4 protein-coding genes are annotated in these 26,127 nt (G+C 50.1%); 2 read left to right on the forward strand and 2 right to left on the reverse strand.

What is annotated here, in order from left to right; translation table 11 throughout:
- The first annotated feature begins 25 nt into the window (after window positions 1-25).
- On the forward strand, window positions 26-23,965 hold the full coding sequence (locus AB0763_RS06465; RefSeq protein ID WP_368644013.1) for a tandem-95 repeat protein: 23,940 nt from the start codon (window positions 26-28) through the stop codon (window positions 23,963-23,965).
- Between the two features lie 115 nt (window positions 23,966-24,080).
- Here the strand turns inward: AB0763_RS06465 and AB0763_RS06470 are convergent, their stop codons facing one another.
- Window positions 24,081-25,274 carry a class I SAM-dependent methyltransferase gene (locus AB0763_RS06470; RefSeq protein ID WP_306099930.1) on the reverse strand — a complete coding sequence of 398 codons (1,194 nt, stop codon included), beginning with the start codon at window positions 25,272-25,274 and terminating at the stop codon, window positions 24,081-24,083.
- Window positions 25,275-25,416: 142 nt separating this feature from the next.
- Here AB0763_RS06470 and AB0763_RS06475 point away from each other — a divergent pair, with 142 nt between their 5' ends.
- Window positions 25,417-25,686, forward strand: coding sequence for an acylphosphatase (locus AB0763_RS06475; RefSeq protein ID WP_306099931.1), 270 nt, complete (start codon window positions 25,417-25,419; stop codon window positions 25,684-25,686).
- A 57-nt stretch (window positions 25,687-25,743) separates the two neighbouring features.
- Here AB0763_RS06475 and AB0763_RS06480 read toward each other — a convergent pair whose 3' ends face one another.
- Window positions 25,744-26,073: a TusE/DsrC/DsvC family sulfur relay protein gene (locus AB0763_RS06480; RefSeq protein WP_306100118.1), complete on the reverse strand. Its 330-nt coding sequence runs from the start codon at window positions 26,071-26,073 to the stop codon at window positions 25,744-25,746.
- Window positions 26,074-26,127: the final 54 nt, after the last annotated feature.

Below are 26,127 nucleotides of genomic sequence, written 5' to 3' on the forward strand. Positions count from 1 at the left end.
ATCAACGCTTTATCTGAGGTATATAATGGATTTAACAACAATTCCCCCTTTGTCTGAAGGTCAAATGCTGGTCATTGATGCGAATGGCAATATAAAAGTCTTAGATAAAAGTGACAGTTTGCAGCCTGGAGAGCTCATTGTTAGTTTAGGTGATGGACAACAAATTGAACACGTTGATATCGTTTCACCTCAAGGTCATCCCCAAGATGTAACCGATGATGTTGCGCAAATACTAGCAGCTTTAGAACAAGGTATTGATCCGACCGCCCTTGGTGATGAGTTCGCTACAGCTGCAGGTGAAGGGGCCACTGCCGATGGCTCAAGCCTTGCTCCAGCTACATCCATTGATCGTACCGGTGATGAGCAGTTGGCTGCGACAGAGTTTAATACTTCAGCACAGAGCTCTACATTTACCACACCACAGATTTTTACACTTGCTGATCTTAACAGTTCCTCTGTTGAAACCTTTGATACCTCATTTAGCTTTACCGATGATACCGACAACAATGGTGAAGTGAATGCGGATGAAACAGTGACTTTGTCCGGAACCTTACCGGATGAAAACTCGGAACTGGAAAGTCTCACCATTACCGATGGAACCAATACTTTGGTCATCGACATTGAGCAAGTTAGCATTAATGAAGATGGTACATTTACCGTCACCAACGTCGATGTCAGCAGCTTAGAAGACGGTACTATAACTGCGATAATGGTAGCTTCAGATAACAATGGCGATACAACAGAACTGAGCTCTGAACTTGTCAAAGATACTGTCTATGGCGACGATGCTGAGACTGATACTCCAAGCGTGTCACTGACTGACAGTGATGATGACGGTGTGATCGATGCTGACGATACCGCAACGATCAGCGGCACGATTGGTGAATTTGGCGCGTCTTTAGATAGTTTGGTGATTTCTGATGGTACTAATGAGATCGTGATTTCTGTCGATGACATTACCATTGCCGATGGTGGCTCTTACACCATTACTGGTATTGACGTTAGTAGCCTCAATGATGGTGAACTGACCGTGACAGCGCAGAGCACCGACGAAGAGGGTAACACGGCTTCGACCACCGATACGGTCAATAAAGACACGGTTTACGGTGACGATGCTGAGACTGATACTCCAAGTGTGTCATTGACTGACAGTGATGATGACGGCGTGATCGATGCTGACGATACCGCAACGATCAGCGGTACGATTGGCGAATTTGGCGAGACTTTAGATAGCCTAGTGATTTCCGATGGCACCAACGAAATTGTCGTGCCAGTTGATGACATCACCATTGCTGAAGACGGTTCTTACAGCGTTGAAGGCATTGATGTCAGCAGCCTTGATGATGGTGAGTTGACCGTAACGGCTCAGAGCACCGACGAAGACGGCAACACCGCTTCCACCACCGACACGGTTAACAAAGACACCGTCTACGGCGACGATGCTGAGACTGATACTCCAAGCGTGTCACTGACTGACAGTGATGATGACGGCGTGATCGATGCTGACGATACCGCAACGATCAGCGGTACGATTGGCGAATTTGGCGAGACTTTAGATAGCCTAGTGATTTCCGATGGCACCAACGAAATTGTCGTGCCAGTTGATGACATCACCATTTCAGAAGACGGTTCTTACAGCGTTGAAGGCATTGATGTCAGCGGCCTTGATGATGGTGAGCTGACCGTAACGGCGCAGAGCACCGACGAAGACGGCAACACCGCTTCGACCACCGATACGGTCAACAAAGACACGGTTTACGGTGACAATGCTGAGACTGATACCCCAAGCGTGTCACTGACTGACAGCGATGATGACGGGGTGATCAACGCCGACGATACCGCAACGATCAGCGGCACGATTGGCGAATTTGGCGAGACTTTAGATAGCCTAGTGATTTCCGATGGTACCAACGAAATTGTCGTGCCAGTTGATGACATCACCATTTCAGAAGACGGTTCTTACAGCGTTGAAGGCATTGATGTCAGCAGCCTTGATGATGGTGAGTTGACCGTAACGGCGCAGAGCACCGACGAAGACGGCAACACCGCTTCGACCACCGATACGGTTAACAAAGACACGGTTTACGGTGACAATGCTGAGACTGATACCCCAAGCGTGTCACTGACTGACAGCGATGATGATGGAGTGATCAACGCCGACGATACCGCAACGATCAGCGGCACGATTGGCGAATTTGGCGAGACTTTAGATAGCCTAGTGATTTCCGATGGCACCAACGAAGTTGTCGTGGCAGTTGATGACATCACCATTTCAGAAGACGGTTCTTACAGCGTTGAAGGCATTGATGTGAGCAGTCTCAACGATGGCGAATTGACGGTTACTGCTGAGAGCACCGACGAAGACGGCAACACGGCTTCCACCACCGATACGGTCAACAAAGATACCGTCTACGGTGAGAATGCTGAGACTGATACCCCAAGCGTGTCACTGACTGACAGCGATGATGACGGGGTGATCAACGCTGACGATACCGCAACGATCAGCGGCACGATTGGCGAATTTGGCGAGACTTTAGATAGCCTAGTGATTTCCGATGGCACCAACGAAATTGTCGTGCCAGTTGATAACATCACCATTTCAGAAGACGGTTCTTACAGCGTTGAAGGCATTGATGTCAGCGGCCTTGATGATGGTGAGCTGACCGTAACGGCGCAGAGCACCGACGAAGAGGGTAATACAGCTTCGACCACCGATACGGTTAACAAAGACACGGTTTATGGTGAAGACGAAACAACCGATACTCCAAGCGTGTCACTGACTGACAACAACGGCGAAGAAGTCATTAATGGCGAAGGCGAGACGGCAACCATTAGCGGCACCATTGGTGCGTTTGGCGAGTCGCTGGACAGCCTAGTGATCTCTGATGGCAGCAACGAAGTTGTTGTACCCGTTGATGACATCACCATTGCTGAAGACGGCTCTTACACCGTTGAAGGCATTGATGTGAGCAGTCTCAATGATGGCGAGTTGACCGTCACTGCTGAGAGTACCGACGAAGACGGCAACACGGCGTCGACGACCGATACGGTTAACAAAGACACCGTCTACGGTGAAGACGAAACAACCGATACTCCAAGCGTGTCACTGACTGACAATAATGGCGAAGAAGTCATTAATGGCGAAGGCGAGACTGCAACTATCAGCGGCACCATTGGTGCGTTCGGCGAGACGCTGGACAGCCTAGTGATCTCTGATGGTACGAATTCAATTACTGTTCCAGTGACCGGTGTTGTCATTGGTGACGATGGGTCTTACACCATCACTGGCATTGACGTTAGTAGCCTTAATGATGGCGAACTGACGGTTACCGCTGAGAGTACCGACGAAGACGGCAACACGGCGTCGACCACCGATACGGTCAACAAAGATACCGTCTACGGTGACAATGCTGAGACTGATACCCCAAGTGTGTCATTGACTGACAACAACGGCGAAGAAGTCATTAATGGCGAAGGCGAGACCGCAACCATCAGAGGCACCATTGGTGCGTTTGGCGAGTCGCTGGACAGCCTAGTGATCTCTGACGGTACGAATTCGATTACTGTTCCATTGACGGGCGTTGTGATCGGTGACGATGGTGCTTACACCATCACTGGCGTGGATGTTAGCAGCTTGGCGGACGGCACTTTGACTGTCACCGCAGAGAGCACCGACGAAGACGGCAACACGGCGTCGACCACTGATACGGTTAACAAAGACACCGTCTACGGTGAAGACGAAACTACCGATACTCCAAGCGTGTCACTGACCGACAACAACGGCGAAGAAGTCATTAATGGCGAAGGCGAGACGGCGACCATCAGTGGCACCATTGGTGCGTTCGGCGAGACGCTGGACAGCCTAGTGATCTCTGACGGTACCAACGAGGTTGTTGTACCCGTTGATGACATCACCATTGCTGAAGACGGCTCTTATACCGTTGAAGGCATTGATGTGAGCAGTCTCAACGATGGCGAATTGACGGTTACTGCTGAGAGCACCGACGAAGACGGCAACACGGCGTCGACCACTGATACGGTTAACAAAGACACCGTCTACGGTGAAGACGAAACTACCGATACTCCAAGCGTGTCACTGACCGACAACAACGGCGAAGAAGTCATTAATGGCGAAGGCGAAACCGCGACCATCAGTGGCACCATTGGTGCGTTTGGCGAGACGCTGGACAGCCTAGTGATCTCTGATGGTACCAACGAAATTGTTGTACCCGTTGATGACATCACCATTGCTGAAGACGGCTCTTACACCATTACTGGCATTGACGTTAGTAGCCTCAACGATGGCGAATTGACGGTTACTGCAGAGAGTACCGACGAAGACGGCAACACGGCTTCGACCACCGACACGGTCAACAAAGACACCGTCTACGGTGAAGACGAAACTACCGATACCCCAAGTGTGTCACTGACTGACAACAACGGTGAAGAAGTCATTAATGGCGAAGGCGAAACCGCGACCATTAGCGGCACCATTGGTGCGTTTGGCGAGACGCTGGACAGCCTGGTGATCTCTGACGGTACGAATTCAATTACCGTTCCAGTGACAGGTGTTGTCATTGGTGACGATGGGTCTTACACCATCACTGGTGTGGATGTCAGCAGCTTGGCAGACGGCACCTTGACTGTCACCGCTGAGAGCACCGACGAAGAGGGTAATACAGCTTCGACCACCGACACGGTCAACAAAGACACCGTCTACGGTGAGAATGCTGAGAACGATACTCCAAGCGTGTCACTGACTGACAACAACGGCGAAGAAGTCATTAATGGCGAAGGCGAAACCGCGACCATTAGCGGCACCATTGGTGCGTTCGGCGAGACGCTGGATAGCCTAGTGATCTCTGATGGTACCAACGAGGTTGTTGTACCCGTTGATGGCATCACCATTGCCGAAGACGGCTCTTACACCGTTGAAGGCATTGATGTCAGCGGCCTTGATGATGGTGAGTTGACCGTAACGGCGCAGAGCACCGACGAAGACGGCAACACGGCGTCGACCACCGACACGGTCAACAAGGACACCGTCTACGGTGACAATGCTGAGACCGATACTCCAAGCGTGTCACTGACTGACAACAACGGCGAAGAAGTCATTAATGGCGAAGGCGAGACCGCGACCATCAGCGGCACCATTGGTGCGTTTGGCGAGACGCTAGATAGCCTAGTGATCTCTGATGGTACGAATTCGATTACTGTTCCATTGACGGACGTTGTGATCGGTGACGATGGGTCTTACACCATCACCGGCGTGGATGTCAGCAGCTTGGCGGACGGCACCTTGACTGTCACCGCTGAGAGCACCGACGAAGACGGCAACACGGCTTCGACCACCGACACGGTTAACAAAGACACGGTTTACGGTGACAATGCTGAGACTGATACCCCAAGCGTGTCACTGACTGACAACAACGGTGAAGAAGTCATTAATGGCGAAGGCGAGACGGCAACCATCAGCGGCACCATTGGTGCGTTCGGCGAGACGCTGGACAGCCTAGTGATCTCTGATGGTACGAATTCAATTACTGTTCCATTGACGGACGTTGTGATTGGTGACGATGGGGCTTACACCATCACAGGTATTGACGTTAGTAGCCTTAATGATGGCGAGCTGATCGTCACTGCTGAGAGCACCGACGAAGAGGGTAATACAGCTTCGACCACCGATACGGTTAACAAAGACACGGTCTACGGTGAGAATGCTGAGACCGATACCCCAAGCGTGTCACTGACCGACAACAATGGCGAAGAAGTCATTAATGGTGAAGGCGAGACTGCGACCATCAGTGGCACCATTGGTGCGTTCGGTGAGACGCTAGACAGCCTAGTGATCTCTGATGGTACAACTTCAATTACTGTTCCATTGACGGACGTTGTGATCGGTGACGATGGGGCTTACACCATCACTGGCATTGACGTTAGTAGCCTCAACGATGGCGAATTGACGGTTACTGCTGAGAGCACCGACGAAGACGGCAACACGGCTTCGACCACCGATACGGTCAACAAAGACACCGTCTACGGTGAAGACGAAACAACCGATACTCCAAGCGTGTCACTGACTGACAACAGCGGCGAAGAAGTCATTAATGGTGAAGGCGAGACGGCAACCATCAGCGGCACCATTGGTGCGTTTGGCGAGACGCTAGACAGCCTAGTGATCTCTGACGGCAGCAACGAAGTTGTTGTACCAGTGACAGACGTTGTGATTGGTGACGATGGGGCTTACACCATCACTGGTGTGGATGTCAGCAGCTTGGCGGACGGCACTTTGACGGTCACCGCTGAGAGCACCGACGAAGAGGGCAACACGGCGTCGACCACCGACACGGTTAACAAAGACACCGTCTACGGTGAGAATGCTGAGACCGATACCCCAAGCGTGTCACTGACCGACAACAATGGCGAAGAAGTCATTAATGGTGAAGGCGAGACTGCGACCATCAATGGCACCATTGGTGCGTTCGGTGAGACGCTAGATAGCCTGGTGATCTCTGATGGCAGCAACGAGGTTGTTGTACCCGTTGATGACATCACCATTGCTGAAGACGGCTCTTACACCGTTGAAGGCATTGATGTGAGCAGTCTCAATGATGGCGAGTTGACCGTCACCGCTGAGAGCACCGACGAAGACGGCAACACGGCTTCCACCACGGACACGGTCAACAAAGACACCGTCTACGGTGAGAATGCTGAGACTGATACCCCAAGCGTGTCATTGACTGACAACAACGGTGAAGAAGTCATTAATGGCGAAGGTGAGACCGCGACCATCAGTGGCACCATTGGTGCGTTCGGCGAGACGCTGGACAGCCTAGTGATCTCTGATGGCAGCAACGAAGTTGTTGTACCCATTGATGACATCACCATTGCTGAAGACGGCTCTTACACCGTTGAAGGCATTGATGTGAGCAGTCTCAACGATGGCGAATTGACGGTTACTGCTGAGAGCACCGACGAAGACGGCAACACGGCTTCGACCACCGATACGGTCAACAAAGACACCGTCTACGGTGAAGACGAAACTACCGATACCCCAAGCGTGTCACTGACTGACAACAGCGGCGAAGAAGTCATTAATGGTGAAGGCGAGACGGCAACCATCAGCGGCAACGTTGGTGCGTTTGGCGAGTCGCTAGATAGCTTGATTATTTCAGACGGCACTAACGAAATTGTTGTACCAGTAACAGGCGTTGTCATTGGTGACGATGGGGCTTACACCATCACTGGCGTGGATGTCAGCAGCTTGGCGGACGGTACCTTGACTGTCACCGCTGAGAGTACCGACGAAGACGGCAATACGGCTTCGACGACCGATACGGTCAACAAAGACACCGTCTACGGTGAAGACGAAACAACCGATACTCCAAGCGTGTCATTGACTGACAACAACGGCGAAGAAGTCATTAATGGCGAAGGCGAGACTGCAACCATTAGCGGCACCATTGGTGCGTTTGGCGAGACGCTGGACAGCCTAGTGATCTCTGATGGCAGCAACGAAGTTGTTGTACCCGTTGATGACATCACCATTGCTGAAGACGGCTCTTACACCGTTGAAGGCATTGATGTGAGTAGTCTCAATGATGGCGAGTTGACCGTCACTGCTGAGAGTACCGACGAAGACGGCAACACGGCTTCGACCACCGACACGGTCAACAAAGACACCGTCTACGGTGAAGACGAAACTACCGATACCCCAAGCGTGTCACTGACCGACAACAACGGTGAAGAAGTCATTAATGGCGAAGGCGAGACTGCGACCATCAGTGGCACCATTGGTGCGTTCGGTGAGACGCTGGACAGCCTAGTGATCTCTGACGGCAGCAACGAAGTTGTTGTACCAGTGACAGACGTTGTGATTGGTGACGATGGGGCTTACACCATCACTGGTGTGGATGTCAGCAGCTTGGCGGACGGCACTTTGACGGTCACCGCTGAGAGCACCGACGAAGACGGCAACACGGCTTCGACCACTGATACGGTTAACAAAGACACCGTCTACGGTGAAGACGAAACAACCGATACTCCAAGCGTGTCACTGACTGACAACAACGGTGAAGAAGTCATTAATGGCGAAGGTGAGACCGCGACCATCAGTGGCACCATTGGTGCGTTCGGCGAGACGCTGGACAGCCTAGTGATCTCTGATGGCAGCAACGAAGTTGTTGTACCCATTGATGACATCACCATTGCTGAAGACGGCTCTTACACCGTTGAAGGCATTGATGTGAGCAGTCTAAACGATGGCGAATTGACGGTTACTGCTGAGAGCACCGACGAAGACGGCAACACGGCTTCGACCACTGATACGGTTAACAAAGACACCGTCTACGGTGAAGACGAAACAACCGATACTCCAAGCGTGTCACTGACTGACAACAACGGTGAAGAAGTCATTAATGGCGAAGGTGAGACCGCGACCATCAGTGGCACCATTGGTGCGTTCGGCGAGACGCTGGACAGCCTAGTGATCTCTGATGGCAGCAACGAAGTTGTTGTACCCATTGATGACATCACCATTGCTGAAGACGGCTCTTACACCGTTGAAGGCATTGATGTGAGCAGTCTAAACGATGGCGAATTGACGGTTACTGCTGAGAGCACCGACGAAGACGGCAACACGGCTTCGACCACCGATACGGTCAACAAAGACACCGTCTACGGTGAAGACGAAACTACCGATACCCCAAGCGTGTCACTGACTGACAACAGCGGCGAAGAAGTCATTAATGGTGAAGGTGAGACGGCAACCATCAGCGGCACCATTGGTGCGTTTGGCGAGACGCTAGACAGCCTAGTGATCTCTGACGGTACCAACGAGGTTGTTGTACCCGTTGATGACATCACTATTGCTGAAGACGGCTCTTACACCGTTGAAGGCATTGATGTGAGCAGCCTCAACGATGGTGAGTTGACCGTGACGGCAGATAGCACCGACGAAGACGGCAACACGGCGTCGACCACCGACACGGTCAACAAAGACACCGTCTACGGTGAAGACGAAACAACCGATACTCCAAGCGTGTCATTGACTGACAACAACGGCGAAGAAGTCATTAATGGCGAAGGCGAAACCGCGACCATTAGCGGCACCATTGGTGCGTTTGGCGAGTCGCTAGATAGCCTAGTGATCTCTGATGGTACCAACGAGATTGTTGTACCCGTTGATGGTATCACCATTGCTGAAGACGGCTCTTACACGGTTGAAGGCATTGATGTGAGCAGCCTCAACGATGGTGAGTTGACCGTGACGGCAGATAGCACCGACGAAGACGGCAACACGGCTTCGACCACCGACACGGTTAACAAAGACACCGTCTACGGTGAGAATACTGAGACCGATACCCCAAGCGTGTCATTGACTGACAATAATGGCGAAGAAGTCATTAATGGCGAAGGCGAGACCGCGACCATCAGTGGCACCATTGGTGCGTTCGGTGAGACGCTGGACAGCCTAGTGATCTCTGATGGTACGAATTCAATTACTGTTCCATTGGCGGACGTTGTGATCGGTGATGATGGGTCTTATACCATCACTGGCGTGGATGTCAGCAGCTTGGCGGACGGTACCTTGACGGTTACCGCAGAGAGCACCGACGAAGACGGCAATACGGCGTCGACCACCGACACGGTCAACAAAGACACCGTCTACGGTGAAGACGAAACTACCGATACCCCAAGCGTGTCATTGACTGACAACAACGGCGAAGAAGTCATTAATGGCGAAGGCGAGACTGCGACCATCAGTGGCACCATTGGTGCGTTTGGTGAGACGCTAGACAGCCTAGTGATCTCTGATGGTACCAACGAGGTTGTTGTACCCGTTGATGACATCACCATTGCTGAAGACGGCTCTTACACCGTTGAAGGCATTGATGTCAGCGGCCTTGATGATGGTGAGTTGACGGTTACTGCTGAGAGTACCGACGAAGACGGCAACACGGCGTCGACCACGGACACGGTTAACAAAGACACAGCCTACGGTGACAATGCTGAGACCGATACCCCAAGCGTGTCACTGACTGACAACAACGGCGAAGAAGTCATTAATGGCGAAGGCGAGACTGCGACCATCAGTGGCACCATTGGTGCGTTCGGTGAGACGCTAGACAGCCTGGTGATCTCTGATGGTACGAATTCAATTACCGTTCCAGTGACGGACGTTGTGATCGTTGACGATGGGGCTTATACCATCACTGGCGTAGATGTCAGCAGCTTAGCGGACGGCACTTTGACTGTCACCGCTGAGAGCACCGACGAAGACGGCAACACGGCGTCGACCACCGACACGGTCAACAAGGACACCGTCTACGGTGACAATGCTGAGACCGATACTCCAAGCGTGTCACTGACTGACAACAACGGCGAAGAAGTCATTAATGGCGAAGGCGAGACCGCGACCATCAGCGGCACCATTGGTGCGTTTGGCGAGACGCTAGATAGCCTAGTGATCTCTGATGGTACGAATTCAATTACTGTTCCATTGACGGACGTTGTGATTGGTGACGATGGTGCTTACACCATCACAGGCATTGACGTTAGTAGCCTCAACGATGGCGAGCTGATCGTCACTGCTGAGAGTACCGACGAAGACGGCAACACGGCCTCGACCACCGACACGGTCAACAAAGACACCGTCTACGGTGAAGACGAAACTACCGATACTCCAAGCGTGTCACTGACTGACAACAACGGTGAAGAAGTTATTAATGGCGAAGGCGAAACCGCGACTATCAGTGGCACCATCGGTGCGTTTGGCGAGACGCTGGACAGCCTAGTGATCTCTGATGGCAGCAACGAGGTTGTTGTACCCGTTGATGACATCACCATTGCTGAAGACGGCTCTTACACCGTTGAAGGCATTGATGTGAGCAGTCTCAACGACGGTGAATTGACGGTTACTGCTGAGAGCACCGACGAAGACGGCAACACGGCTTCGACCACCGATACGGTCAACAAAGACACCGTCTACGGTGAAGACGAAACTACCGATACCCCAAGCGTGTCACTGACCGACAACAACGGTGAAGAAGTCATTAATGGCGAAGGCGAGACTGCGACCATCAATGGCACCATTGGTGCGTTCGGTGAGACGCTAGACAGCCTAGTGATCTCTGATGGTACGAATTCAATTACTGTTCCATTGGCGGACGTTGTGATCGGTGATGATGGGTCTTATACCATCACTGACGTGGATGTCAGCAGCTTGGCGGACGGTACCTTGACTGTCACCGCAGAGAGCACCGACGAAGACGGCAACATGGCTTCGACCACCGACACGGTTAACAAAGATACCGTCTACGGTGAGAATGCTGAGACTGATACCCCAAGCGTGTCACTGACTGACAACAACGGCGAAGAAGTCATTAATGGTGAAGGCGAGACCGCGACCATCAGTGGCACCATTGGTGCGTTTGGTGAGACGCTGGACAGCCTAGTGATCTCTGATGGTACCAACGAGGTTGTTGTACCCGTTGATGACATCACCATTGCTGAAGACGGCTCTTACACCGTTGAAGGCATTGATGTCAGCGGCCTTGATGATGGTGAGTTGACGGTTACTGCTGAGAGCACCGACGAAGACGGCAACACGGCCTCGACCACCGACACGGTCAACAAAGACACCGTCTACGGTGAGAATGCTGAGACCGATACCCCAAGTGTGTCACTGACTGACAACAATGGCGAAGAAGTCATTAATGGTGAAGGCGAGACGGCAACCATTAGTGGCACCATTGGTGCGTTCGGTGAGACGCTGGACAGCCTAGTGATCTCTGATGGTTCGAATTCGATTACTGTTCCATTGACGGACGTTATGATCGGTGACGATGGGTCTTACACCATCACTGGCATTGACGTTAGTAGCCTCAACGACGGTGAGTTGACCGTGACGGCAGAGAGCACCGACGAAGAGGGTAATACAGCTTCGACCACCGACACGGTCACAAAAGACACGGCCTACGGTGACAATGCTGAGACCGATACTCCAAGTGTGTCACTGACTGACAACAACGGCGAAGAAGTCATTAATGGCGAAGGCGAGACTGCGACCATCAGTGGCACCATTGGTGCGTTTGGCGAGTCGCTGGACAGCCTAGTGATCTCTGATGGTACCAACGAGGTTGTTGTACCCGTTGATGACATCACCATTGCTGAAGACGGCTCTTACACCGTTGAAGGCATTGATGTCAGCGGCCTTGATGATGGTGAGTTGACGGTTACTGCAGAGAGTACCGACGAAGACGGCAACACGGCTTCCACGACTGACACGGTCAACAAAGACACCGTCTACGGTGAAGACGAAACAACCGATACTCCAAGCGTGTCATTGACTGACAACAACGGCGAAGAAGTCATTAATGGCGAAGGCGAGACGGCAACCATTAGCGGCACCATTGGTGCGTTCGGCGAGACGCTGGACAGCCTAGTGATCTCTGACGGTACCAACGAAGTTGTTGTACCAGTGACAGGCGTTGTCATTGGTGACGATGGGGCTTACACCATCACTGGCATTGACGTTAGTAGCCTCAACGATGGCGAATTGACGGTTACTGCTGAGAGTACCGACGAAGACGGCAACACGGCTTCGACCACCGATACGGTCAACAAAGACACCGTCTACGGTGAGAATGCTGAGACCGATACTCCAAGCGTGTCACTGACTGACAACAACGGCGAAGAAGTCATTAATGGCGAAGGCGAGACGGCAACCATCAGTGGCACCATTGGTGCGTTTGGTGAGACGCTGGACAGCCTAGTGATCTCTGATGGTACCAACGAGGTTGTTGTACCCGTTGATGACATCACCATTGCTGAAGACGGCTCTTACACGGTTGAAGGCATTGATGTGAGCAGCCTCAACGATGGTGAGTTGACCGTGACGGCAGATAGCACCGACGAAGACGGCAACACGGCTTCGACCACCGACACGGTCAACAAAGACACGGCCTACGGTGACAATGCTGAGACCGATACCCCAAGTGTGTCACTGACTGACAACAACGGCGAAGAAGTCATTAATGGCGAAGGCGAAACCGCGACCATTAGCGGCACCATTGGTGCGTTCGGCGAGACGCTAGACAGCCTAGTGATCTCTGATGGTACCAACGAGGTTGTTGTACCCGTTGATGGTATCACCATTGCTGAAGACGGCTCTTACACCGTTGAAGGCATTGATGTGAGCAGTCTCAACGATGGCGAATTGACGGTTACTGCAGAGAGTACCGACGAAGACGGCAACACGGCGTCGACCACCGACACGGTTAACAAAGACACCGTCTACGGTGAGAATGCTGAGACCGATACCCCAAGCGTGTCACTGACCGACAACAACGGCGAAGAAGTCATTAATGGCGAAGGCGAAACCGCGACCATTAGCGGCACCATTGGTGCGTTCGGCGAGACGCTGGATAGCCTAGTGATCTCTGATGGTACCAACGAGGTTGTTGTACCCGTTGATGGTATCACCATTGCTGAAGACGGCTCTTACACCGTTGAAGGCATTGATGTGAGCAGTCTCAACGATGGCGAATTGACGGTTACTGCAGAGAGTACCGACGAAGACGGCAACACGGCGTCGACGACCGATACGGTTAACAAAGACACCGTCTACGGTGAAGACGAAACAACCGATACTCCAAGCGTGTCATTGACTGACAACAACGGCGAAGAAGTCATTAATGGCGAAGGCGAAACCGCGACCATTAGCGGCACCATTGGTGCGTTCGGTGAGACGCTAGACAGCCTGGTGATCTCTGATGGTACGAATTCAATTACCGTTCCAGTGACGGACGTTGTGATCGGTGACGATGGGGCTTATACCATCACTGGCGTAGATGTCAGCAGCTTAGCGGACGGCACTTTGACTGTCACCGCTGAGAGCACCGACGAAGACGGCAACACGGCGTCGACCACCGACACGGTCAACAAAGACACCGTCTACGGTGACAATGCTGAGACCGATACTCCAAGCGTGTCACTGACTGACAACAACGGCGAAGAAGTCATTAATAGCGAAGGCGAGACCGCGACCATCAGCGGCACCATTGGTGCGTTTGGCGAGACGCTAGACAGCCTAGTGATCTCTGATGGTACGAATTCGATTACTGTTCCATTGACGGACGTTGTGATCGGTGACGATGGGTCTTACATCATCACCGGCGTGGATGTCAGCAGCTTGGCGGACGGCACCTTGACTGTCACCGCTGAGAGCACCGACGAAGACGGCAACACGGCTTCGACCACCGACACGGTTAACAAAGACACGGTTTACGGTGACAATGCTGAGACTGATACCCCAAGCGTGTCACTGACTGACAACAACGGTGAAGAAGTCATTAATGGCGAAGGCGAGACGGCAACTATCAGCGGCACCATTGGTGCGTTCGGCGAGACGCTGGACAGCCTAGTGATCTCTGATGGTACGAATTCAATTACTGTTCCATTGGCGGACGTTGTGATCGGTGATGATGGGTCTTATACCATCACTGGCGTGGATGTCAGCAGCTTGGCGGACGGTACCTTGACGGTTACCGCAGAGAGCACCGACGAAGACGGCAACACAGCTTCGACCACCGACACGGTCAACAAAGACACGGCCTACGGTGAAGACGAAACTACCGATACTCCAAGCGTGTCATTGACTGACAACAACGGCGAAGAAGTCATTAATGGCGAAGGCGAAACCGCGACCATTAGCGGCACCATTGGTGCGTTCGGCGAGACGCTGGACAGCCTAGTGATCTCTGATGGTACCAACGAGGTTGTTGTAACCGTTGATGGTATCACCATTGCTGAAGACGGCTCTTACACCGTTGAAGGCATTGATGTGAGCAGTCTCAACGATGGCGAATTGACGGTTACTGCAGAGAGTACCGACGAAGACGGCAACACGGCGTCGACCACCGACACGGTTAACAAAGACACCGTTTACGGTGAGAATGCTGAGACTGATACCCCAAGCGTGTCATTGACTGACAACAACGGCGAAGAAGTTATTAATGGCGAAGGAGAGACCGCGACCATTAGCGGCACCATTGGTGCGTTTGGCGAGTCGCTAGATAGCTTGATTATTTCAGACGGCACTAACGAAATTGTTGTACCAGTAACAGGCGTTGTCATTGGTGACGATGGGTCTTACACCGTTGAAGGCATTGATGTGAGCAGTCTCAACGATGGCGAATTGACGGTTACTGCTGAGAGCACCGACGAAGAGGGTAATACAGCTTCGACCACCGATACGGCCAATAAAGACACGGCCTACGGTGAAGACGAAACAACCGATACTCCAAGCGTGTCACTGACTGACAACAATGGCGAAGAAGTTATTAATGGTGAAGGCGAGACTGCAACCATTAGCGGCACCATTGGTGCGTTTGGCGAGTCGCTAGACAGCCTAGTGATCTCTGATGGTACGAATTCAATTACTGTTCCATTGACGGACGTTGTGATTGGTGACGATGGGATTTACACCATCACTGGCGTGGATGTCAGCAACTTAGCGGACGGCACTTTGACGGTTACCGCTGAGAGCACCGACGAAGACGGCAACACGGCGTCGACCACTGATACGGTTAACAAAGACACCGTCTACGGTGAAGACGAAACTACCGATACTCCAAGCGTGTCACTGACCGACAACAACGGCGAAGAAGTCATTAATGGCGAAGGCGAGACGGCGACCATCAGTGGCACCATTGGTGCGTTCGGCGAGACGCTGGACAGCCTAGTGATCTCTGACGGTACCAACGAGGTTGTTATACCCGTTGATGACATCACCATTGCTGAAGACGGCTCTTACACCGTTGAAGGCATTGATGTCAGCGGCCTTGATGATGGTGAGTTGACGGTTACTGCTGAGAGTACCGACGAAGACGGCAACACGGCTTCGACCACGGACACGGTTAACAAAGACACAGCCTACGGTGACAATGCTGAGACCGATACCCCAAGCGTGTCACTGACTGACAACAACGGCGAAGAAGTCATTAATGGTGAAGGCGAGACCGCGACCATCAGTGGCACCATTGGTGCGTTCGGCGAGACGTTGGACAGCCTAGTGATCTCTGACGGTACCAACGAGGTTGTTGTACCCGTTGATGACATCACCATTGCTGAAGACGGCTCTTACACCGTTGAAGGCATTGATGTGAGCAGCCTCAATGATGGTGAGTTGACCGTGACGGCAGAGAGCACCGACGAAGACGGCAACACGGCTTCGACCACTGACACGGTCAACAAAGACACCGTCTACGGTGAAGACGAAACAACCGATACCCCAAGCGTGTCACTGACTGACAACAACGGCGAAGAAGTCATTAATGGCGAAGGCGAGACCGCGACCATCAGTGGCACCATTGGTGCGTTTGGCGAGACGCTGGACAGCCTAGTGATCTCTGACGGTACCAACGAAGTTGTTGTACCAGTGACAGGCGTTGTCATTGGTGACGATGGGGCTTACACCATCACTGGCATTGATGTTAGTAGCCTCAACGATGGCGAATTGACGGTTACCGCTGAGAGCACCGACGAAGACGGCAACACGGCGTCGACCACTGACACGGTTAACAAAGACACGGCCTACGGTGAGAATGCTGAGACTGATATCCCAAGCGTGTCACTGACTGACAACAACGGCGAAGAAGTCATTAATGGCGAAGGCGAGACGGCGACCATCAGTGGCACCATTGGTGCGTTCGGTGAGACGCTGGACAGCCTAGTGATCTCTGATGGTACCAATGAGGTTGTTGTATCCGTTGATGACATCACCATTGCTGAAGACGGTTCTTACAGCGTTGAAGGCATTGATGTCAGCAGCCTTGATGATGGTGAGTTGACCGTAACGGCGCAGAGCACCGACGAAGACGGCAACACGGCTTCCACCACCGACACGGTTAACAAAGACACGGCCTACGGTGAGAATGCTGAGACTGATACCCCAAGCGTGTCACTGACTGACAACAACGGCGAAGAAGTCATTAATGGCGAAGGCGAGACGGCGACCATCAGTGGCACCATTGGTGCGTTCGGTGAGACGCTGGATAGCCTAGTGATCTCTGACGGTACGAATTCGATTACTGTTCCATTGACGGACGTTGTGATCGGTGATGATGGGTCTTATACCATCACTGACGTGGATGTCAGCAGCTTGGCGGACGGCACCTTGACGGTTACCGCAGAGAGCACCGACGAAGACGGCAACACGGCGTCGACCACCGATACGGTCAACAAAGACACCGTCTACGGTGAAGACGAAACTACCGATACCCCAAGTGTGTCACTGACTGACAACAATGGCGAAGAAGTCATTAATGGCGAAGGCGAGACGGCGACCATCAGTGGCACCATTGGTGCGTTCGGTGAGACGCTGGACAGCCTAGTGATCTCTGACGGTACGAATTCGATTACTGTTCCATTGACGGGCGTTGTGATTGGTGACGATGGTGCTTACACCATCACTGGCATTGACGTTAGTAGCCTTAATGATGGCGAACTGACGGTTACTGCTGAGAGCACCGACGAAGACGGTAACACGGCTTCGACCACCGATACGGTGAGTAAAGATACAGAGGCTCAGCAAGGCACAGTCATAGTAGATAATATTACCGCTGATGATGTTGTGAATGTTAATGAATCACAATCTGTTATTACAGTTACTGGCTCGGCTATAGGTGGGGATATTTCTGAAGGTGACATTGTCACATTGGTGATTAATAATATTACCTATACTGGAGAAGTTGACTCACAGGGCAATTGGTCTGTAAACGTCAGTGGTTCGGATCTTGCTAATGATACTAACTTTATTGCTTCAGTTCAGTCTTCTGATGCAGCAGGCAATACAGTCATTAGTACGGGTGAATCTATCCATACGGTTAATGTCGCTCCAGATGCGATAAATGATAGTCCTGGAACTGAAACGGTTCTCTTCACTGAATCATTTGAAAACATGGCTGATCCTGCACGCTTCACCATCATCGATGAAGATCCTACAGGCGTTTGGGACTTCTCAAATCAGCTAGAAATTCAGCGAGATGAATTTATAGCTGATGCGACGGATGGTGAATTTTATGCTGAACTCGATCCTAATGAAAATACAACCATAACAACGACCATCAATACTTCAGGTCAAGATACGGTTCGGGTCGAGTTTGACTATATCCCGCGTCAAGACAATAGCTCTTCTGACATGACCTTCTCACTCGGTGATACAACCGTGTATGTAGATCATGATGGTAATGTTACATCCAGTGATGATGCGGTAACGGTTACTATCGAAGGGCCTGACGATTCTGGTTGGTTCCATGTTTCTGCGGAGTTCGATATAGAGGATGTTGATAGTACGACACTGAGCTTCAGTGGCGATGGTCCATCGAATAGCTTCGGTGCATTTATCGATGACATTGTTGTGACGGGTATTATAGATGACTCATTAACTGTTGATGAAGATCAGACTTTGACGATTGCGCCTGATGTATTACTTGCTAATGACAGCGACCTTGATGGCGATGATATTAGCATCCAATCAGTGACATCGACATCGGATACCAATGGTACTGTCTCTCTAGATAGCGATGGCAATGTATCATTTACACCCGATGCTGACTTTAATGGTACGGTGAGTTTTGAATACACCATTGTTGATGAGTTTGGCAATACCGATACCGCGACAGTGAGTGTGGATGTTCTGGCTGTGAATGATGGCCCGGTAATCGATGTTGTCGCTGCAGATGCGTTTAATGAAAACGATGCCGTAGAAGGCACCGTAGTTGCCAACTTCACCGCGAGTGATAAAGAAGATTCTTCACCGGTAGTCAGCTTTACTCCAAACACGAATACCAATGGTTACTACAAAATTAGTGGTACTGCGATTGTGCTAACTTTAGCCGGTGTTGAAGCGGTTAATGCAGGGCAAGAATTGCCAGCTGTGAGTTTAACTGTTACCGATAATGAAGGGGCTTCTTCTAGTGACAGTGATACCCCGACCTACATAGCACAAAACGATGCACCAGTGGCGGTCAATGACACCGCGTCTACCAATGAAGACACCGCGGTTACGATTGATGTGTTGGCCAACGACAGCGACATTGATGGTGATACGCTCACCATCACTAATGCAACGGTTTCAGAAGAGCAAGGCACAGTTGAAATCGTTGATGGCAAACTTCAGTTCACACCGGCGGAGAACTTCAACGGTGAGGCAACCATCAGCTACACCATCAGCGATGGCACTACCACTGATACGGCGAACGTGAAAGTGACCGTGAATGCGGTGAACGACGGCCCAGTGGCGGTCGATGACACCGCGTCTACCGATGAAGACACTGCGGTTACGATTGATGTGTTGGCCAACGACAGCGATGTGGATGGCGACACCTTAACCATCACTGAAGCAACAGTCCCAGCAGAGCAAGGTACGGTAGCGATCGTTGACGGCAAACTTCAGTTCACACCGGCGGAGAACTTCAACGGTGACGCAACCATCAGCTACACCATCAGCGATGGTACAACGACTGATACGGCGAACGTGAATGTGACCGTGAATGCGGTGAACGACGGCCCAGTGGCGGTCGATGACACCGCGTCTACCGATGAAGACACCGCGGTCACGATTGATGTGTTGGCTAACGACAGCGATGTGGATGGTGACACCTTAACCATCACTGAAGCAACAGTCCCAGCAGAGCAAGGTACGGTAGCGATCGTTGACGGCAAACTTCAGTTCACACCGGCGGAGAACTTCAACGGTGAGGCAACCATCAGTTACACCATCAGCGATGGTACAACGACTGATACGGCGAACGTGAAAGTGACTGTGAATGCGGTGAACGACGGCCCAGTGGCGGTCGATGATACCGTGTCTACCGATGAAGACACCGCGGTCACGATTGATGTGTTGGCCAACGACAGCGATGTGGATGGCGACACCTTAACCATCACTGAAGCAACAGTCCCAGCAGAGCAAGGTACGGTAGCGATCGTTGACGGCAAACTTCAGTTCACACCGGCGGAGAACTTCAACGGTGAGGCAACCATCAGCTACACCATCAGCGATGGCACTACCACTGATACGGCGAACGTGAAAGTGACCGTGAATGCGGTGAACGACGGCCCAGTGGCGGTCGATGACACCGCGTCTACCGATGAAGACACCGCGGTCACGATTGATGTGTTGGCCAACGACAGCGATGTGGATGGTGACACCTTAACCATCACTGAAGCAACAGTCCCAGCAGAGCAAGGTACGGTAGCGATCGTTGACGGCAAACTTCAGTTCACACCGGCGGAGAACTTCAACGGTGAGGCAACCATCAGCTACACCATCAGCGATGGCACGATGACCGATTCTGCAGAAGTAGCGGTGACGGTCAATGCGGTCAACGACGCGCCAGTCGCTGAAGCGGCGACCGATACCGTGACTGAAGATGCGACTATCTCAGGGACTATCAGTGCTTCTGATGTTGACTTGGCAGACGACGCCAGCTTGGTGTTCACCACAACGTCAACTCAAGAAGGTTTGACCTTGAACTCGGATGGCAGCTACACGTTTGATGCGTCGTCCTACGACAGCTTAGAAGCGGGTGAAGAACTGGTTCTAACCATTCCAGTTACTGTCACTGACGACCAGGGTGCAACGGACGAGACTACGCTAACGATTACCGTCACCGGTACTAACGATGCGCCAGTCGCTGAAGCGGCCACCGATAGAGTGACTGAAGATGCGACCATCTCAGGTACTATTAGTGCTTCCGATGTGGATCTTGCAGACGGTGCGAGCTTGGTGTTTACGACTTCTTCCACTGCCGAAGGTTTGACCCTGAACGCCGACGGCAGCTACACCTTTGATGCCTCGTCGTACGACAGCCTCGAAGAAGGTGAAGAGCTGGTTATTAAAATCCCAGTGACCGTCACTGACGTTCAGAATGCGACTGATACAACGACGTTAACCATCACGGTTACCGGCACCAATGATACTCCAACCATTACTATTGCTGATGACAGTCAAGCGGTGGTTGTCTCTGAAGAAGGGTTGGCAAATGCAAATGCAGACTCAACAGGGACCAGTGATGAGACTGATAGTGTTATTGCCAAAGGTAAATTTAGTGTTGCCGATGTAGATGGTGATGAGCTTACCGTGGCTTTAGTCGCACCAAGTGAAACATTGACTTCAGGAGGTGTTGAGCTCAATTGGGAAGCCCAAGATGATGGCTCACTCATCGCAACGGCGAATGGCGAACAAGTGTTAACCATTAAGTTAGCGGATAACGGTGATGGTAATTTTGGTTACACGGTTACGCTAGATGCTCCATTAGACCATGAATCGCAAGATGTCGAAGATACGTTAGGTTTTGAAGTGGGTATTTCTGTCTCCGATGATGAATCAACAGTCGTTGACAGCTTCAAAGTGACGGTTGAAGACGACTCACCTGAGAGTACGTCAACTGAAGATACTCTGACGCTCAATTATGTAGATGTGCCAGCGAGTGTTTCTGTTACTTCAATCACAGGGGGCTTTACTGACTACACAGCTTCGGTCGGTAATCATCAAGTTGTAGAAGAGAATACCGATACTGACAGCTTAACGGATAAACTGTCTTGGGGTAAAAACCGTGACGGTTATTCTAAAACCTCGATTGAACTTGTCGATTCAGCGAGTCAAGAGGTCAATACTGAGTCTGCGGCTCTGATTAATCTGGGTAATTTTACCCATGTTAATACAGGTGTGCTTTCGAGCTTAACTTCAGTAGAAAGTGCGGATTTAAGCTATGAGTTTGATGTAGAGATTGATGGTGAAACGGTTAGCGTTAGTCTCAATGCCAAGGCGATCTACGATGCTACCTACAATAGCAGTACTAATCCAGATGATACGATAGTACTCGAATTTGGCGACGATGCGACTACCCAAGTTGAGGTGAATGGTGTTATTTACACTATTTCCATTGCTGGTTTCCTCAACGAAGATGGCAGTGTTGTCACATCGATGACAACCGATGAGTATGATACTCAAACCTTACCTCTCGTTGCCTCAATTGAAGCACAACCGGTTGAGTTTGCTATCATGCAAGGCAATGTGTCTCTCGATAGCGACCCTGGTGCCGATGGCGGTTCAGTGGTTGCTGAGACGATTGAATCTGATGATGGTACTTTGGTGATTTCATCTGATGGTTCTTATACGTTTGAAGCCAGTGATCAATTTATTGACCAGTTAGAATCAGGGGAAAGAGAACAGACAGAGTTTACCTATCAAGTTGTGGATGGTGACGGTGATACGGTGAATAACACTCTCACGCTTAATTTTGACAGCAGTGAAATCAACCCCACTGCTCAAGATGACAATACCATGGTTTATGAGACCGGTATTCGTCTTGATGAAGCGCCGCAATATGGCACCATGGAAGTTCTTGATGAAAATGGCAATTGGACAGAGATGGAAGTCGGTGTTACTTACGATGCCGATAGTGAGGTTCGCTTTATTCCAAACACCGCTGAGATTGATGAAGCTCTTGAATTTGAAGTGGGTTCATTTGGGGAAACGGTTAATGGTCAAAGTGGAACTTTTAATGCCGTTGCTAAAGTCTCTGATTGGGGCGAAGTCATTAATGGACAAGCTGTCAAAACATTTGATGAGAACGGCGATGGCACGACTGAACTGACGGTGACGACGTCTGTATCAACAGGTACTCTTCATGCTTGGAACGGGACCACGCATGTTGGTTACGGAATTGGTAACGATTCTCGACAAGGGTTAAATAAAGGTGAAAGTTTAATTGTCTATGTTGATTCAAATGACATTTCAATCAATAAGGTTTCATTCACATTAAGTGGATTGGGAGGCTATTTCGACGAAACCAGCAATCAAGCCACTGAAGTACTCATCACGGCGTATTTTGCTGATGGCTCGTCAGAATCTATGTCGGGTTACCGTCAAAGTGGTACTTACGAAGATACTTATTCATTTATTACTGATAAAGCAGTTGAATATTTTGAATTGACAACACAAGGTGGTAACGGCACATATGTCGTACAAAACATGACAGTGTCACAAACTATTTCTGATGAAGTGACATTGACTACATTGCAAGCAGATGGCAGTGAGTCGACAAATACCGTTATTTTTGACCCAAGTGATGTTGGTGATGATGGCACCTTGTCAATGAGTGAACAATTCCCCGATATCGATGCTTCTTTGACGGAAGGGGATATCATAACTGACATTAATACACCGGTTACCATTGATGTACTGGCTAACGACTTTGACTTTGATGGTGAAATTGATCCGACAACAGTTGAAATAAGTCGCGAACCGGCGAATGGTACTTTGTTTATTGATCCTGTAACTGGTGAAATTACTTATACACCGAATGAGGGGTACGCGGGAGCAGACAGCTTTACCTACACGGTTCAAGATGATGATGGTTTAACTTCCAATGCCGCCACCGTGAGTTTAACGGTAGAGCAAGTGGAAGATGATAATCCGTCATTAACTCTGATTGGTACCGATGGTAATGATGAGTTAACCGGTGGTGAGGGTGATGATCAACTCATTGGCGGTTTAGGCAATGACATTTTAACTGGCGGGGAAGGTGCTGATGATTTCATTTGGCAAGAATTTGATGACGGCGCTACTGATGAAGTTACCGATTTTAATGCCAGTGAAGATACCATTGACATTGCCGATTTGTTCTCAGATCTCAGTGTAGACAGTGTCAATGAATTGCTTAATGAGTTGTCAGACGCTAATAAAGATGGAGATTATTTTGCGCAAACTACCGATGAGTCCGGTAATACTGTGATAATTAAAGTTGAAGAAGACAGTCACTCTGATACAACCAGTGTTGCCATTAAAACATCGGATGAAGGAAGCATGTCAATTGATTTTGGTGGTGTGTCTGCCAGTGATATCGCTTCAAGTTTGGTAGATAACCTTAAAAATGCCAACAGCGGAGAATAAATGACGATAGTAAGCTGAATAGAAAAAACCTCACTTCAAATTGAAGTGAGGTTTTTTATTGTTATTGATTTTTCACGAAACTGATACTTGAGAAAAGTCTACTCGATTTTTTGTCTTAATAAACATGGCAAGCAAAGCCTTTAAGATAAAAACCTTCTGGGTAGGCACTGTCGATAGGGTGATCGCTTGCCTGTTCAAAACGCTCAATGATTTTTACCTGTTTACCTGCATCGAGTGCGGCGTCGGCAATGATCTTTTGAAATAAGTCTTGTCCCATCAGACCTGAGCAAGAGTAGGTCAAGAGCGTTCCGCCTGGTTTTAGTATTTGCATGGCGAGCATATTAATGTCTTTATAGCCACGGCAGGCACCGTCGAGTTGATTCTTGGTTTCGGCAAATTTAGGCGGGTCCATCACCACGACATCAAATTGAGTGCCTTGGTCGCGGTATTCTCTGAGTAGCTTAAACACATCAGCATTAAGAAAAACGGCTTTTTTCTTTGATATATCAAAGCCATTTAATTGGGCATTGGCTTTGGCATTGTCTAAAGCGGCTTGAGATACATCGGCATTGATCACACGTTCTGCGTTTGCCTTCATGGCATAAAGGCCAAACCCTCCCGTGTAGCTAAAGCAATTGAGTACTTGTTTACCGGCCATATATTTCATCGCTTGACGACGACTGTCCCTCTGATCGAGGTAAAAGCCTGTTTTGTGCCCGGCTTTAATATCAACATTTATTTTGATATCGTTTTCTTCAATCACAACATGCTCAGGAGGAAGGTCACCGGCAAGAACCCCAGTCGTCATTTCAAGCCCTTCTTTCTTGCGAATGGCCACGTCGGAGCGCTCGTAAATATGATAACTTGGATACAGGTGTTGCAAAGCCGCGACTAAGAGTGACTTATTGTATTCAGCACCGGCGCTTAGCAACTGACAAACCAAATAGTTATCATAACAATCAATAGTAATACCAGGTAAACCATCGGACTCCGCGGCGACTAAGCGATAACCGGTTAACCCATCTCTTTCTATTATAGGGTTACGCAGTGCTTGCGCAGCTTGCAATCGGGTAACAAAGAAATCGACATCGATCTCTGTTTTGTCAAACGACCACACACGAGCACGAATTTGCGATTGTGGCGAATAAGCCGCCTTAGCTAACCATTGCCCAGAATGAGAAAATACATCGACGGTTTGCCCCAAGCTTGGTTCTCCTTGCACGCGATCAATACCACGTGAAAAAATCCAAGGATGGCGACGCTTTAGCGATTTTTCTCGACCTTTAACTAAATACACAGCAGGGGACATAACACAGTTCTCTTTCATTTTTCATTGCGCGGTATTGTCGTGAATGTAACATGGAAAAGCAAACATAAATCGAAAACCTCAACTTTCTGTTAATTATTTATTGAGGTCAATGTTGTTTATAGTGAACAAAAGGAAGGAAAAAATGCGTTGTGTATTGATGATCGTTTCAGGACGAGTACAAGGCGTTGGTTATCGTTATTTTTGCCAGAGTTGGGCTAAAAAATTAGGTTTAACCGGTTATGTGAAAAATTTAACAACCGGTGAAGTGGAAACCTGTGTCTGCGGCCTAGCAGAGCAAATTGAAGACTATTATCAACAACTACGACAAGGCCCGCCTTTTGCTCGAATTGATCACATTGAGATAAAAGAGGCGGAGCCGAGCAATGAGCCTTTTTTCCAAATTCTTTATTAAGCCTTAAATAAAGAATAAACAGGCAGCAAAGATTGAAAAAATAAAGCCGGTATTGAGTTACAAACACTTTGCCGGTTTGGGTAAGCCGGCGAGTTTGGTGGCTTGTTTCGCTGGGCCTTCTTTAAATAATTTAAACAAGTACTTACTGCTGCCCTTTTCGGGCCCATATTGTTTTGCCATGGCCTTGACCAGCATACGAATTGCCGGTGAGGTATTAAATTCAACGTAAAAGTTGCGAACAAAATGAATGACCTCGAGGTGAGATGGGGTGAGTTCAATTCCTTCTGTTTGAGCTAATACCTCTATCAATTCTGGGTGCCACTGAGTGTGGTCTAATAAATAACCTTCAGAATCAGTTTCTATTATTTTACCTTTGTATTCTATCATCATTTATGGCGTCGTTAGAGAGAAGTTAATGCGATAGTAGTCGATCTATAGAAA

The sequence above is a fragment of the Vibrio sp. HB236076 genome (genome assembly GCF_040957575.1).
Lineage (GTDB): Bacteria > Pseudomonadota > Gammaproteobacteria > Enterobacterales > Vibrionaceae > Vibrio.